Origin of the sequence: Pseudarthrobacter sp. NPDC092439 (assembly GCF_044754945.1) — a bacterium.
In the GTDB taxonomy this organism is placed as follows: domain Bacteria; phylum Actinomycetota; class Actinomycetes; order Actinomycetales; family Micrococcaceae; genus Arthrobacter.
The window spans coordinates 462,974-476,911 of record NZ_JBIVQB010000002.1 but is presented as its reverse complement, the minus strand read 5'-3'; the positions used below and the strand labels follow the sequence as shown (position 1 = coordinate 476,911).

Sequence of the window (13,938 nt, the reverse complement as noted above, 5' to 3'; positions counted from 1 at the left end):
TGCCTGGCGCCTGACGTGCAGGCTAGAACTTGGTGGTGCCGCGCAATTTGCGCGGGCGGCCGTCCGGATCCACGAAGAAGCGGTTTGCCGGACCCGCCCACAAGCGTTGAAGGCGCGTTACGGGTTCTGTGGTGTGGTGGCGCGCATGGCCCTTGGGTCGGGGCGACCGGCTGCCGGTATCGGTATCGGTATCGTGCCATTCGTCCAGGGCATCGGCGGCGGCATTCCACAGGGCGAGACCGTTCGACGGATTCTCGAACCGGGGGTCATCTTCGTCAAGGCCCAGGTGTTCGGCCCAGAGCTGGCGCCGGACAGCGTGGGCTAGGGACCCGTCGGCAGGGGAACGGGAACTATTGGAGCCGGAGTCGCCGCCCGGAGTGGTTCCGGCGCTGGTGTCGATGACGGCGCACGTCAGCTCGCTGTCCGTGGTCCAGGACCGGCGATTGAAGTTGTCCGACCCGCACGTGAACCACGTGTCGTCGATGATGCAGATCTTGGCGTGGATATAGATGGGCGTTCCCGCCTTGTTTTCGAGGTTGAACACGCCGAACCGGTCGGGCGCGGCGCGACGAATCGTCTCGATGGCATGCAGTTGCCCCAGCCGCTTGGGCGGCCCTCCGAGCGGACCGTCGGAGTCCGGGTAGCGGGGCACCACAGCGATGACGTTCAACCCGGGGTTCTGTTCGAGGGCCTCTGCGATTCCAGCAGCAACCTCGGTGGACCACAGGTACTGGTCCTCGATGTAGATCAGCGAACGGGCCAGGGAGAAGGCTTTCGTGTAGGCCTGGGCCACGCTGCGCTCGCCGCCCGGGGCAAACGGGAACGGGGGGTGTTTCACGCCGTACGTGCGCAACAGTTGCACGGCGTGGGGCCCGGCGGGTGGCGGCGGTGGTGCGGTGTCCGGAAGAGGCTGGGGGTGCCGGGGCATGTCGGCCAGGCGCTGCAACAGCATCCGGTACGGGGTGCGCCGGTCCAGGGGATGGGGGTCGTTCCATCGTTCGGCGAACAGTTCCAGCACATCTGCCACAACCGGGCCTCGAAGTTCGACGGCGGCGTCGTGCCAGGGCGGTCGCTTCCCGTACCGGGGGTCCATGTCCACCGCCTGCGGATCGCCCATGTGATCGGCGTCGTCCCGGCGGCTGTGGGAAAGGTCGATGCCGCCCACGAACGCGACGTCCCGGGAAGCGTCATTCTGCCTGCGGATGACGAACAGTTTCTGGTGGTGGCAACCGAAGACGCGCACGCGCTGGTCCAGCAGCACCTCCCCGCCGGCGTCGTTTATCTGGCGGCTGAGGAGTTCATTCGAGCGGTTGCTCATGGGGGCAGACACGCGCTCGCCGTGGGATCGCCAGATCAGGCCGCGGATTTCCACGCCCGTCCGGGCCAATCGCGCCAGCAGTTCCCCGATCGCCGGACCGTCGGGCGTCAGCCGCTCGTCGCCGTCGCCACGCCAGTCGGTGAACCAAACGCGATCACCCGCTTGAAGAGCCGAGAGCTCCTCGTGGAGGCGCGCGAAATAGGCGGCGCCGTGGATCAGGGGCCGCACCAGGTTGCCCTCCGACCACGCCGGCGTTTCGGCAGGGCCGGCGTGTACGCCCGTGGCCGAATGTTCCCGCTCAGCGCCACTTAAGAACCAGTAACCGGCTGTACTGTCCACTTTGCCGTTCCCTTCGGGACCCGAGACCGGTGGGTGTCCGGCCTACTCAGTAGCCTACGACTGCGGCGGCCAATGTCACCCGGAAACCGACCCGACCTTTCCGGGCTGCAGGAATGGCAAGATTCAGGAATACAAGCTTCGTGAAAAATTCACAGCCACCGCTTCCCACGGAGGAATCCCATGACATCCATTCCGGACCACTCGGACGTGCTCAACCTGGACGGGCTGCTAAGCGAGGAGGAACTGCAGCTGCGCGCCAAGGTCCGCGGATTCGTGGACGCACGGATCCGGCCGAACATCAGGAAATGGTACGAGGACGCGCACTTTCCGGTGGAGATCGCCCGCGAAATGGGTGCCCTCGGCCTGCTTGGCATGCACCTCAAGGGCTACGGCTGCCCGGGCCGCTCCGCCGTCGAATACGGTATCGCCGCCATGGAGCTAGAGGCCGGGGATTCGGGGCTGCGCACCTTCGTCTCCGTCCAGGGCTCGCTCGCGATGAGTGCCATCCACAAGTGGGGATCGGAAGAGCAGAAGAACGCCTATCTGCCGGGCATGGCCCAGGGCGAGATCATCGGCTGCTTCGGGCTGACGGAGCCAACCGCTGGGTCGGACCCTTCCGCGATGCAGACCACCGCCGTCAGGGACGGCGGCGGGTGGGTCCTGAACGGGGTCAAACGGTGGATCGGCCTGGCCTCCATCGCGCACGTTGCCGTCATCTGGGCCGCCGCCGAAGACGGCGTCCGGGGCTTCCTGGTGCCCACGGACACGGCAGGCTTCACGGCCACCCCCATCGAGCCCAAGCTGTCCATGCGGGCCTCCATCCAGTGCGACATCAGCCTGGAAGACGTCCGGCTGCCCGCTTCGGCCGTGCTGCCTGGCGCTAAGGGCCTCAGGGGACCGTTCTCCTGCCTGAATGAGGCACGCTACGGGATCATCTGGGGTGCCATGGGTGCCGCCCGGGACAGCTATGAGGAAGCGCTCAGGTACTCGTTGGGGCGGATGCAGTTTGATAAGCCGCTCGCCGCGTATCAGCTGACCCAGGAAAAGCTTGTCAACATGCTCCTGGAGATCCAAAAAGGCACACTGCTTGCCATTCACACCGGCAGGCTGAAGGACGCCGGCACGCTGGAACCGGTCCAGATCTCGGTGGGCAAGCTGAACAACTGCCGCGAAGCCATCGCCATCTGCAGGGAGGCACGGACCATCCTGGGCGGCAACGGCATCACGCTGGACCACTCCCCGCTGCGGCACGCGAACAACCTCGAATCGGTGCGGACCTACGAGGGTACCGACGAAGTCCACACGCTGATCCTGGGCAACCACATCACAGGCCAGTCGGCCTTCCGGTAAGGGCGACGTGGGACCTGGCCGTTCCTACAGCGGGCAGCGGCTTTGGGAACAATGCTGATCATCATTGTTCGGAAACGTCACCGATTAACCACAGCCTGTCCTTGGCGCAGTCGCGTTCGGCCCAGTTGTCCGGGACTTTGCCAGCACCGCCCCCGCCGATATTCAGGGGAGCGCCCGAACGTGCCACAACGCTCTGCTCGGCGTCGAGCACTTCGAAAGACTTTGCATTCCCTTTAACCGTGTACCCGAGGGGCCACACGAGGCTCACCGCGTCTCCCGCCGTCGCCGCGTGGACGCAGCCGCTTTCGTCAGCCGCCAGCGTTCCCCGGAGCAGCGCTTCCATCCCGCTTTTTTCGGGTCTATCCGATGTAAGGAGCCGGAGAGGGGTAGGTTCGGCGGCACAGCCCGCTGCCCCGAGAAAAGCCACAGTGAATCCGAGAATTACCAATCTTGACAATCTGGAAGACATGCCCCGCACTATACTCTCGCCGCAACGCTAAACGCAGGGGCGTTTCATCGCTTCCGAGCTCGGCGTGGTAGCTGTCGGGCCGTCATTAAGCATGCTGAAAACTCTGGAGCGCCTGTGGAATTCCTGGTAATTGTCTTCGCAGCGATTTTCTTATATTGCCTCCGAGAGGGAAATAGACCATGACCCAAATCCTCTGGCGCAGATACACGGAATGGCCGCTCCTCGCCGTCGCGATCATCTTCGTGACCGCCTATTCTGTCCAGGTCATCGGGGACCTGCCCTCCCGGGAAGATCAGGTACTTGAAATAATCGTGTGGGCGGCGTGGGCCATCTTCGGGGTTGACTATGTGGCCAACCTGATCCTCGCCAAGAACCGTTCACGATGGTTTGTCCGCAATCTTCACGAGCTCGTGATCCTTGTGTTGCCGTTTCTTCGCCCCTTGCGCCTGCTCCGCCTGGTCACCCTGCTGCAGGTGTTCCACCGTGCGGCGGGACGGTCCCTTCGTGGCCGGGCACTGACGTACGTCCTCGGCGCGGCAGTCCTCCTGACCTATGTTGGCGCCGTCGCCATCCTGGACGCAGAGAAGGGTGCCGAAGGCTCTAACATCAATAACTTTGGTGATGCCCTCTGGTGGGCTGTCGTCACCATAAGCACTGTTGGATATGGCGACCATTTCCCCGTGACGCCGCTCGGGAGGGCGGTAGCCATGGCTCTTCTTCTCGGAGGCATAGCGGTCCTGGGGGTGATCACGGCGTCCATGGCTTCCTGGCTGGTGGAGGCTGTGTCCACGGAGGTCAGCGGAGAAACTGAGAAATCGGAGGAGTCCCTCCGCAGGGAGGTCGCCAACCTGGCTGAGCAGGTTGAAAGGCTTACCACCAGACTCGAACCCAACCGCTGAGTTAACCTGCAGTCAACTCACAGGACCTCCACCGTTCTCCCGCACCCGGCAGGCTTGTCACGTTTGCCCGGCACCACCCCCACGCCGGGCAGAGAAACCTGATCCTAGGAGAACCCCGTGTTTGTAAAAAGCGCCCTTGCGGCCGTTGCCGTCCTGGCCGCCCTGACCGGAACGGCAGTGGCACCCGCCAACGCTGAGGCTCCCACGCCTGCCCCCGTCCTCGGCCAGCCGCTGGCCGCCGCCCACGCCCACAACGACTACGAGCACGAGCGCCCGCTCTTCGACGCGCTGGAGCACGGCTTCACCAGCGTAGAGGCGGACGTGTGGCTGGTCGACGGTGAGCTGCTCGTCGCCCACGATTTCGAGGACGTCAAGCCCGGGGTGACCCTGGAGAGCCTGTACCTCGATCCGCTCGAGAACCTGGTCCGGCAGGGCGGCCACAGCGTGTACCCCAAGTGGGACGGCAACCTGCAGCTGATGATCGACATCAAGAGCGAGGGCGAAGCCACCTACGCCGCCATTGAGAAGGAACTGGCCGAGCACCCGTCCATCATGACCCGCTACGTCAACGGAACCGTCAAGCCCGGTCCGGTCACCGCCATCATCAGCGGTAACCGTCCGCTGGCCACCATGCAGGCCCAGGACAAGCGGTTCGGCTTCTTCGACGGACGCGCCAGCGACCTCACCTCCGGGATGCCTGCCAGCCTGATGCCGATCGTGAGCAACAACTGGACCAAGCTCTTCACCTGGCAGGGCGTCGGCCCCATGCCTGAGCTGGAGCGGGCCAAGCTGCACGCCTACGTTGAGACCGCACACGCCAACGGCTACCGGGTACGCTTCTGGGCCACCCCGGACCAGGCAGGCGACGCCCGCGACGCCGTCTGGAACGAGCTCTACAACGCCGGTGTTGACCACATCAACACCGACGACCTCGCCGGACTTCAGGCCTTCCTCACCGCCCGCGCGGCATAACCGGAGCGCCAAAGCACCCAGGTAAAAGGAAGCGGTCGACGGCGGGAGGAACCCGCCGTCGACCGCTTTTCTTTTGTGCGTATTGACCGCCTGACCAACCGCCGCGACGATGAGATATGGCTGACTTCGATAGCGAGCTCCCCGTTGACAGTGCCTCTGCGGAGGCGGTTACCCACGTCGAGACTCCTGAAAGCATCGCGGACGAGATCAAGGATGAGATCCACCTTGGGCACGTCCAGGATGACGTAAGCCACGTTCTTGAGGAGCGCTTCGAAAAGGCAGGCATCGACATGCGCCCCGAGGACGTCGATGACCTTGCCGAGGAAATCGAGCGGGACGCGTCTACCTAGAGGGCGTGCGGGCCGGAAACGGCGGCTAACGACCTGGGCCAGTGCGCTGGCCGTGTTGGGCGCATGGCTCTCAGGAGCGATACCAGTGACCCAGGTGGCCCGCACTTAGCCACATGCTGCAACTTAGTTGCCGGGCGGGTTCAAACGGCTGCGGCGAGGCTGGTCCGCACAGGCATCTGCGGAATAAGGACCGCCTGGTAGGCGTGATACAGGTCCGGCTTGTCCGTGGGGAGTGGTGCGCCAGCCTGGTTCTCCATGTCCACCTCGTGATGCCAGGAACCTGAGTCCAGATCAACGAAAGCTGCTTCGATATGGTGGAACCATTCCCCATAGCGGGCAGCGAAGCGGCGTTCTCCCGTCAGCCGGTACAGCACTGCAGCACAGGCAAGCGCTTCGGCCGCCACCCAGTGCAGGCGCCGGGACGAAACGGGCCGGCCTTTCCAGTCCGTGGTGTAGCAGAATCCGGGGTACTTCCCGGACTGCCAACCGTCCGCGGCGGCCCTGTCGAACAGGGCCGTTGCAGCCTCCAATTGTCCTTCGGCTCCGAAGCGGGCGGACTGGGCCATCAGGCGCGCCCACTCGAAACCATGGCCGATTGTTGCGCCAAAGGGCTTGAAGGTGTGGTGGGGCTCGTGCAGGTTGTGTTGGGGGAGGGGCTGCCAGTCCTCGCTGTAGTGCTCGCAGATGCGCCAATTCCGCTGTCCGGCCTGCCGGATGACAAAGCTGCAGATTCCCAGCGCCCGGGCTCGAAGAAGATCATCTCCGGTGACGTCGGCGGCCGCGAACAGCGCTTCTGCCAGGTGCATGTTGCCATTGAGGCCCCGATAGGAATCGGTACGGCCGGCCGGATCGATCCGGTCCGCGGCCAGGCCGTGCGCGGGCTCCCAGAACTGTTGTTCCAGCCGCGCCAGCGCCATGGAGAGCATGGCAGGGCTCCCGGGATGCCCGATGGTGCTCCCTGAAGACGCGGCCAGGATGACGAATGCCAGCGTGTACAGCTCCTGGCCTGCGGCAGGGCCCGCCGGGCTTGTTGGCCACCCACTAGGGGTGAACGCGGCCAGGTAGTCCAGCAGGACAAAGGCGGTGGCGCCGGCCCCCGGTTCACCCCTTGCTGCAGCCAAGGCGTAGACGTGGGCTGCCCGGGCGGTGTTGAAGGTCGGCGAATCCACCCCGGGCAGGACATCCCCCGTGCGGGACCATGCCGCGACATCGCCCCGGGCGGTAACCACTGTTCGGGGAAACCTCAGCAGCCGGGACTCTTCAGACCTCAACCACGCCAAATGGCCCGGGTTGTCCAGAAGCGGCGTCTCACTCAAGGAGCAGCCCTCCCGCCCGCGGTGCGAGGACGTGGTCCAGCACGATGCACGCGGCGCCCACCGCTGCAATGTCCTCGCCGAGCACCGATCCCCGCGCCTCGACGGAATGGATCATTCCCATCGCCAGCCGCTGCGACAGGGCAGAGCGCAACACCTCGAGGTAGCGCCCGGCTACGGGTGCCCAGGATGGTCCGCCCACCACCACGGCGTCCACATCCAGCAGGTTGGCAATGTCCTCGACGGCGCGGGCCAGCCGCCGGGCCGCTTCATCGAAGATTGCGGTGGCCTTGGCATCCCCGCTGTCCGCCAGGGCCGCGAGCGCACCGAAGTTCTGCGCAACCTGCTGCAGGTCGTCTTCGTCGATCGGACCCGGGATGAGCCTCTGCGCGGCTGCCTCCAGGACCAGCTTGACCGGCATCACGGACACGCCAAAGCAGCCCTTTCGCCCGCACCCGCACAGCCGGCCGCCGTCGCCCGTGGAGAAATGGCCGATTTCGCCAACGTTGTTCGACGAACCCCTGACCACCTCGCCGTTAAGCACCACGGCCGCGCCGGTGCCGCTGCCGAGGTAGATGAACACGAAGTTTTGGTCGGAGCGCTGGTCGAGGACCCACAGGTCGGCATGGGCGGCGGCCGTGGAGTCTTTGTCCAGGAACACACCGAAGCCTGTTGCCTTGCCCAGTGACTCCCGCAGTTCCACGCGTTCCCAGCCTGTCAGCATGGGAGGACCCACCACCGCGCCCTCATCGAATTCGATGGGCCCGGGGGCTGCTATGCCCACGCCCAGTACCCGGTCTCGCGGGATGGCTGCATGGGTAATCAGATCCTCGATTGCTGCGGCGATCCTGGCTACCGTCTTGTCCGGGGTGGCCACCGCCTCGATGGGGATATGGCTGCGGTGGACCACCGCGCCGGCGAGATCCAGCAGCACGAACGTCAGCCGGGAGGGGTCCAGGTGGACGCCCACCGCGAACCGGCTGTGCGGATCGATGGTCAGCGTGGTCCGGGGCTTGCCTTGCGGCACATGGACTTTTCCGCTTTCCCTGATCAGCCCCAGGTCCAGAAGCCTGCGGGCGATGTTCGACACCGTTTGGGTGGACAGCCCCGTGGCGCCGATCAGTTCCACCCTGCTCAACCCCGCTTCCGCGCGGCGGATCAAGTCCAGGACGACCGCCTGGTTGAACGCGCTGACACGCTCAAGATTGGATCCCCGCGCCATGAAAAACCGCCTAACTCAATTTAGTTGACTAAGCCCGATACTCGACTATAGTGGCCTGTGTCACATGCTGTCAGGTACCTCGGACAACTTTCCAACCAGCTTCGCAGAGGCGGAGCTCTGTCTCCCAAAGGGATCCACTGATATGACTCGAAAGAGAATTTTTGCGGCTTTGTCCAGCGCGCTCGCAGGCACCGTTGCCTTGAGCGCGTGCGGCGGAGCCGGCGCCCCGTCGGCCGACACCAAGCAGAACGCGGACGCAAAGGAGGTGACGCTGACCATCGCGGCCAACGCCGTTTCCGGCGGAAAGAACTCCGACGGCGCGGACTGGATCACGAACTACGTCATCCCCAAGTTTGAGGAAGCACAAAAGGCGAAGGGTGTCACGGCCAAGGTGTCCTTCCAGTCCAATGGCGTGGACGACCAGGCCTACAAGACCAAGGTTTCCCTGGACCTCTCCACGGGCCAGGGTGCGGACATCGCGTCCATTGACGGCATCTGGTTCGGTGAGTTCGCCGACGCGGGCTACATCAAACCGCTGGAGGACATCGTCGGCAAGGAGAAGGTGGAAGCCTGGGACGGCTGGAAGCAGATCACGCCGGCCGTCCAGCAGCTGACCACGTACGAGGACAAGCTCTACGGCGTGCCCGACGGAACTGATGGCCGGATCATCTACTTCAACAAGAACCTCTTCAAGAAGGCGGGGCTGCCGGCTGACTGGCAGCCCAAGAGCTGGGACGAAATCCTCGAGGCCGCCCGGAAGCTCAAGAAGCTCCCCGGCGTGACCCCGCTGCAGATCAATGCGGGCAAGGCGATGGGCGAGGCGACCACCATGCAGGGCTTCCTTCCCCTGCTCCAGGGCACCGGCCAGCCCATCAACAAGGACGGCAAATGGCAGGGCAACAGCCAGGCCGTGCAGGACGTGCTGGGCTTCTACTCCACCGTGTACGGCAGCGAAAAGCTGGGCGATCCGCTCCTGCAGCAGGACGCCAAGGGACGCGACAAGTCGTTCCTGGAGTTCTCGCAGAACAAGCTGGGCATCATGATCGAGAGCGACTACCTGTGGCGCTCGGTCCTGAACCCCAAGAACGGCGTGGCTCCCATGGCGGACCGTGACACGGCCGTCGGTTGGGCCAAGATCCCGGCGAAAACTCCAGGCCAGGGACCCGACGGCGCCGATTTCGTCAGCATGTCCGGCGGCTCCGGACAGATCATCAACCCGAAGACCAAGTACCCGCAGCAGGCTTGGGAACTGCTTCAGTTCATGTCCTCAGCGGACGCCATCAAGGAAAAGCTCAAGAACGCGGCCAGGATCTCGCCCCGTGACGACGTCAATGCCGAAACGCTGAAGAGCGACCCCCTGATGAACTTCGTCTCCACGGAGGTGCTTCCGGTCACGGCCTACCGCCCGGGTCTGTCCGACTACACCCAGGTGTCCACCGCCGTACAGGACGCCACCGGCCTGGTTGCGGCGGGCAAGTCCCCGGATGAAGCCGGCGCCGCGTACCAGAAGTCCCTGGAGGGAATCGTCGGTGACCAGATCTTCAAGTGATGAACTCGTGAAGGCTCCGGTGCCCGCTGCTGCAGCGGGCACCGGGCCCTCCCGGGCACTGCCCGACGACGGGGACGTCGCCGGGCTGGGCAAGGCCGGAGCCGCGGCTTTCCTGGCGCCGGCACTGCTGCTGATCTCGGTGTTCCTCGTCTTTCCGGCGCTGTGGTCGCTCTACCTCGGCATGACCAACTACCGGCTCAGCGGTTCCGCCGCCAAGAACCCGCAGTTCGTCGGCCTGGACAACTACATCAACGCACTCTCCGATGACCGGTTCTTCAATTCGCTGGTACTGACGCTTCTCTTCGTGTTCGGCTCTGCCGTCATCGGGCAATCGGTTCTCGGTTTCGCCATTGCCTGGACCATGACCCGGGTCCGGAAGTCCGTCCGCGCCGTCGTCGAATTCTTTGTGCTCCTGGCCTGGATCATCCCGAGCTCAGTGACTACTTTCCTCTGGTACGCATTGCTGGACCGCAGCAACGGCACCCTCAACGCGATGTTGAACACCGGGAATACCGCGTGGTTGCTGAACCACCCGATGGAAAGCATCATCGTCTTCAACACCTGGGTAGGGACAGCCTTCTCCATGCTGCTCTTCAGCTCGGCGCTGGCCTCGGTTCCACCGACCCAGCTCGAAAGCGCCAGGATGGTGGGCGCCGGCGCGTGGGCCCAGTTCCGCGACGTGATCTTTCCCCACATCCGGGGCCACATCCTCACGAACACCCTGCTGATCACGCTCTGGACGTTCAACACCTTCACCCCTTACCTGCTGACCGCCGGAGGGCCCGATGACCGGTCCAACATCCTGCCGATCTTCATCTACCAGCTGGCATTGAACGACGGCGCACTGGGGCAGGGTGCCGCGATCTCACTGATCATGATCATCATCAACCTGGTGATCGCCATGGTCTACCTGCGACTCCTGAAGGAGAGAAAATCATGACCGCCCTGGACAACCCGCGTCCCACTGCGGAGCAGGAGAGCCGGCGGATCCTGGGCCACTTCCTCGGGCTGATGGGCAAGAGCCTGTTTGTCGCCGTCGTCCTGGCATTTTTCGTCATCCCCGTCCTGTGGCTGGTGTTCGCACCCTTCGACGCGCACCCCACCCTCAACGTGAAGGTGCCGGAGTTCACGCTCAACAACTTCAAGGTCCTCTTCGAGAACCCCATCGCCATTGCGTCGCTGGGGAACTCCCTGATCCTGGCGCTGGGATCAATGGCCGTCGTCCTGGTCCTGGGTTCGCTCGCCTCCTATTCGCTGTCCCGGGTGAAGATCCCTGGACGCGACCTGCTGCTGTACACGCTGCTGCTGCTGTCCTCCATCATCACGGGCACGGCGGCCATGGTCCCGACGTTCCTGCTGATGGTCAAGCTCGGGCTGATCGACTCCCAGTTCGGCGTGATCCTGGTGCTCAGCGGCGGCATTCTGCCCACCGTCATCTTCATCCTCAAAGACTTCATGGACTCGACGCCGAAATCCTACGAGGAATCGGCCCGGCTGTACGGAGCGAAACCGCTGCGCATCCTGTGGGACGTGGTTATTCCCCTGGCCCGCCCGGGGCTTGCCACCATCGCCGTGTGGGCCGTCGTCCAGGTGTGGGGCAACTTCCTGGTCCCCTACCTCCTGCTGCGCTCGCCTGCCAAGTCTCCCGCCGCCGTCGTGATGTACACCTTCTATACAGAAGGCGGCCAGCCCAACCTCGCACTGATTTCCGCGTTCTCCCTGCTCTTCTCTATTCCCGTGATCGCCATGTACTTCTTCGTCAACCGGCGTTACGGGTTCCGCTTCCATGGAGGTATCAAAAGCTAATGGCCAGCATCACCACCAGCTCCCTGATCAAGGAGTATCCCGGCGGCGTCCGGGGAGTGGACGACATGGACCTCACCATCCACGACGGCGAGTTCTTTGCCCTCCTCGGCCCGTCCGGCTGCGGCAAGACCACGTTGCTGAGGACCATCGCCGGGCTGGAGAAATCCACCTCCGGCACCATCCGGATCGGGGAGCGGGATGTCACCAACCTCGAGCCCGGCCAGCGCAGGGTCGCCATGGTCTTCCAGGACTATGCGCTGTTCCCGCACATGTCCATCGTGGACAACATCGCCTACCCGCTGAAAATCCAAAAAGTGGCCAAGCCGGAGCGGCAGGCCAGCGCGGAAGAAGTCGGTGACAAGCTCTCGCTGCAGGGCCTGATGGAACGGCGCCCCGGCCAGCTCTCCGGCGGCCAGCAGCAGCGCGTTGCGTTGGCGCGCGCCGTCACCAGCCGGCCCGACGTCTTCCTGTTTGACGAGCCGCTCTCCAACCTTGATGCCCGGCTCCGGCTTGAAGCCCGCACCTTCCTCAAGAAGCTCCAGCAGGACCTGGGCGTCACCACCGTGTTCGTGACCCACGACCAGGCGGAGGCCCTGGCGCTGGCGGACCGGATTGCGATCATGCGCGCCGGAAAGATGCAGCAGCTCGGCACCCCGCGCGAGGTCTTCCAGCGGCCCGCGAACACCTTCGTTGCCTCCTTCGTGGGGTCCACGTCGATGAACCTGATCAAGGGAACGGTCGACGGCGGATCCGTCCTCATCGGGCGGCAACGGGTCGGGCTTCCCGAAGGGACCGCGGAGAGGGTCAGCGACGGCCAGGAGGTCACCTGGGGTGCACGTCCGGAGTACCTCCGGCTCGCCACCGAACCCGAGTCCGGCAGCATTTCAGGCAAGGTGACGGTGTCCGAAAACCTCGGCGCCTCCGTGCTGATGACGGTGGAAGTTCCCGAGAGCGACCACCTGCTCCAGGTAGTGGTCAGCGAGGACAACGAACCGGAAATCGGGGCGCCCGTGTGGGTGACGTTCGAACCGCGGCGCACCCTGCTGTTCGATGCCGAGGGCCTTCGGATCGGAGACTGACGGTGCGGATCACGCGGACCCTGACTCCCGAAGACCGGGTCCGGAGTCTGTACCTGGACGTGCCGTTCGAGCTCTCCGGTGCACGGTCGGTGGAGGTGGTCTTGGCATACGACACCTCCCGGGCAGTCATCGACCTTGGATGCATGGGGGCGGCAGGCTGGCGGGGATGGTCGGGCGGGGCAAGGCAGCGCTTCGTCATCACCGCGGACGAAGCCACCACGGGCTACTGCCCGGGCCGGCTCGAAGATGGCGTGTGGAAGGTGGTGCTGGGCCTCCACCATGTCCCCGACGGCGGAGTCCCCATTGAGCTGACCATTAACACGCCGGCCATGGGCCGGATCGATCCTGAACCCCCGGCTCCGGCTCCCTCGCAGACGGTCCCGGCCAGCCGACGCCGAAGCCTTCCATCGGGATCCGGCATGACCTGGTTTGCCGGCGACTGCCACGCCCACACACTCCACTCGGACGGGGCACTCTCGATCCGCCAGCTGGCGGCTGATGCAGCGGCAAACGGACTGGACTTCCTTGCCGTGACGGACCACAACACGGTCAGTCACCACCCGCACCTGCAGAGTGCCGGCACCGAATACGGCATCACCCTCCTTCCCGGCCAGGAGGTGACCACGGTCCGCGGCCACGCGAACGCCTACGGCCGGATCGGCTGGGTCGATTTCCGCCGGCATCCTGACGAGTGGCTCAAGCAGGTGGAGGCGGAGGGTGGCTTCCTGTCCATCAACCACCCGGTGGCCACCGACTGTTCATGGCAGTGGCAGTTGTCGCGCAAGCCTGCGCACGCCGAAATCATGCACGAAACATGGCTGCCCAACCGGCGCGACACCAGCATCTGGGCGTGGCTGAATGCATGGGGCGAACCCGTGATCCCCCTGGGCGGGGGCGACTTCCACCGGCATGAGGGCGGCCACCCTACCGGGCTGCCAACCACCTGGGTCCAGGCGGCGGAGCCGGATGAAGCCGGTATCTTCGAAGCGCTCAAGACCGGGCCGACAGCCCTCAGCATGGGCATCGACTCGCCTCTGCTGCTGCGTGTCGACGGCGAATTGGTCGCCGTCGATGCCGAGGGTACCCTCCTCATCGATTTTGAAGGCCGGCGCCAGTTGATCCGCGGCCCGCGCGTTTCCATCAGGGAGCCCGGTGTGGGTCCCTTCCGGCTGGAGACAGCTGACCGGCAGATCGTTGCAATGACCATCTAAGTTCGGGGGGCCATCCAGGCTGTTCCGACGCCATGGCAAGAGGCTGGCTGCGGCTCCTCCC

General features: G+C 64.7%; 13 protein-coding genes. 9 read left to right on the top strand and 4 right to left on the bottom strand.

Going from position 1 to position 13,938, the window contains the following annotated elements; all coding sequences use genetic code 11:
* Positions 1 to 22 precede the first annotated feature (22 nt).
* Complete coding sequence (locus tag ACIQCM_RS07110; RefSeq protein ID WP_400605092.1) at positions 23 to 1,657, bottom strand: phospholipase D family protein; 1,635 nt, start codon at positions 1,655 to 1,657, stop codon at positions 23 to 25.
* 180 nt (positions 1,658 to 1,837) lie between these two features.
* On the opposite strand from ACIQCM_RS07110, the gene ACIQCM_RS07105 reads away from it, so the two are divergent.
* Positions 1,838 to 3,007 carry an acyl-CoA dehydrogenase family protein gene (locus ACIQCM_RS07105; protein WP_400605090.1) on the top strand — a complete coding sequence of 390 codons (1,170 nt, stop codon included), beginning with the start codon at positions 1,838 to 1,840 and terminating at the stop codon, positions 3,005 to 3,007.
* A gap of 61 nt (positions 3,008 to 3,068) precedes the next feature.
* Here ACIQCM_RS07105 and ACIQCM_RS07100 read toward each other — a convergent pair whose 3' ends face one another.
* Positions 3,069 to 3,350 carry a hypothetical protein gene (locus ACIQCM_RS07100; RefSeq protein ID WP_400605089.1) on the bottom strand — a complete coding sequence of 94 codons (282 nt, stop codon included), beginning with the start codon at positions 3,348 to 3,350 and terminating at the stop codon, positions 3,069 to 3,071.
* A 305-nt stretch (positions 3,351 to 3,655) separates the two neighbouring features.
* On the opposite strand from ACIQCM_RS07100, the gene ACIQCM_RS07095 reads away from it, so the two are divergent.
* From ACIQCM_RS07095 to ACIQCM_RS07085, 3 genes are all read left to right on the top strand, one after another.
* The gene (locus tag ACIQCM_RS07095) at positions 3,656 to 4,375 is read left to right on the top strand and encodes a potassium channel family protein (RefSeq protein WP_400605087.1); all 720 of its coding nucleotides are present in this window, start codon (positions 3,656 to 3,658) and stop codon (positions 4,373 to 4,375) included.
* 117 nt (positions 4,376 to 4,492) lie between these two features.
* Entirely contained in the window at positions 4,493 to 5,347 is an 855-nt protein-coding gene (locus tag ACIQCM_RS07090) for a phosphatidylinositol-specific phospholipase C/glycerophosphodiester phosphodiesterase family protein (protein ID WP_400605085.1), read from the top strand.
* Positions 5,348 to 5,463: 116 nt separating this feature from the next.
* Complete coding sequence (locus tag ACIQCM_RS07085) at positions 5,464 to 5,697, top strand: hypothetical protein (protein ID WP_400605083.1); 234 nt, start codon at positions 5,464 to 5,466, stop codon at positions 5,695 to 5,697.
* 140 nt (positions 5,698 to 5,837) lie between these two features.
* Here ACIQCM_RS07085 and ACIQCM_RS07080 read toward each other — a convergent pair whose 3' ends face one another.
* Both ACIQCM_RS07080 and ACIQCM_RS07075 read right to left on the bottom strand, forming a co-directional pair.
* Entirely contained in the window at positions 5,838 to 6,926 is a 1,089-nt protein-coding gene (locus tag ACIQCM_RS07080) for an AGE family epimerase/isomerase (RefSeq protein ID WP_400605081.1), read from the bottom strand.
* Between the two features lie 79 nt (positions 6,927 to 7,005).
* Entirely contained in the window at positions 7,006 to 8,232 is a 1,227-nt protein-coding gene (locus ACIQCM_RS07075) for an ROK family protein (protein WP_400605079.1), read from the bottom strand.
* Positions 8,233 to 8,374: 142 nt separating this feature from the next.
* Between ACIQCM_RS07075 and ACIQCM_RS07070 the strand changes: the two genes are divergently transcribed.
* The 5 genes from ACIQCM_RS07070 to ACIQCM_RS07050 are packed head-to-tail and all read left to right on the top strand — an operon-like array spanning position 8,375 to position 13,877.
* Positions 8,375 to 9,781, top strand: coding sequence for an extracellular solute-binding protein (locus ACIQCM_RS07070; RefSeq protein WP_400605077.1), 1,407 nt, complete (start codon positions 8,375 to 8,377; stop codon positions 9,779 to 9,781).
* Positions 9,762 to 10,721: a carbohydrate ABC transporter permease gene (locus ACIQCM_RS07065; RefSeq protein WP_400605075.1), complete on the top strand. Its 960-nt coding sequence runs from the start codon at positions 9,762 to 9,764 to the stop codon at positions 10,719 to 10,721. The genes ACIQCM_RS07070 and ACIQCM_RS07065 overlap by 20 nt, the downstream gene beginning before the upstream one ends.
* Positions 10,718 to 11,587 carry a carbohydrate ABC transporter permease gene (locus ACIQCM_RS07060; RefSeq protein ID WP_400605073.1) on the top strand — a complete coding sequence of 290 codons (870 nt, stop codon included), beginning with the start codon at positions 10,718 to 10,720 and terminating at the stop codon, positions 11,585 to 11,587. The genes ACIQCM_RS07065 and ACIQCM_RS07060 overlap by 4 nt, the downstream gene beginning before the upstream one ends.
* On the top strand, positions 11,587 to 12,666 hold the full coding sequence (locus ACIQCM_RS07055; protein WP_400605071.1) for an ABC transporter ATP-binding protein: 1,080 nt from the start codon (positions 11,587 to 11,589) through the stop codon (positions 12,664 to 12,666). Before ACIQCM_RS07060 ends, ACIQCM_RS07055 begins: the two co-directional genes overlap by 1 nt.
* A gap of 2 nt (positions 12,667 to 12,668) precedes the next feature.
* Positions 12,669 to 13,877 carry a CehA/McbA family metallohydrolase gene (locus tag ACIQCM_RS07050; RefSeq protein ID WP_400605069.1) on the top strand — a complete coding sequence of 403 codons (1,209 nt, stop codon included), beginning with the start codon at positions 12,669 to 12,671 and terminating at the stop codon, positions 13,875 to 13,877.
* Positions 13,878 to 13,938: the final 61 nt, after the last annotated feature.

Coding starts and splice junctions, on each gene's coding strand:
- ACIQCM_RS07105 (WP_400605090.1), top strand. CDS start 1,838: ATGACATCCATTCCGGACCACTCGGACGTGCTCAACCTGGACGGGCTG.
- ACIQCM_RS07100 (WP_400605089.1), bottom strand. CDS start 3,350: ATGGAAGCGCTGCTCCGGGGAACGCTGGCGGCTGACGAAAGCGGCTGC.
- ACIQCM_RS07095 (WP_400605087.1), top strand. CDS start 3,656: ATGACCCAAATCCTCTGGCGCAGATACACGGAATGGCCGCTCCTCGCC.
- ACIQCM_RS07085 (WP_400605083.1), top strand. CDS start 5,464: ATGGCTGACTTCGATAGCGAGCTCCCCGTTGACAGTGCCTCTGCGGAG.
- ACIQCM_RS07075 (WP_400605079.1), bottom strand. CDS start 8,232: ATGGCGCGGGGATCCAATCTTGAGCGTGTCAGCGCGTTCAACCAGGCG.
- ACIQCM_RS07070 (WP_400605077.1), top strand. CDS start 8,375: ATGACTCGAAAGAGAATTTTTGCGGCTTTGTCCAGCGCGCTCGCAGGC.
- ACIQCM_RS07060 (WP_400605073.1), top strand. CDS start 10,718: ATGACCGCCCTGGACAACCCGCGTCCCACTGCGGAGCAGGAGAGCCGG.
- ACIQCM_RS07055 (WP_400605071.1), top strand. CDS start 11,587: ATGGCCAGCATCACCACCAGCTCCCTGATCAAGGAGTATCCCGGCGGC.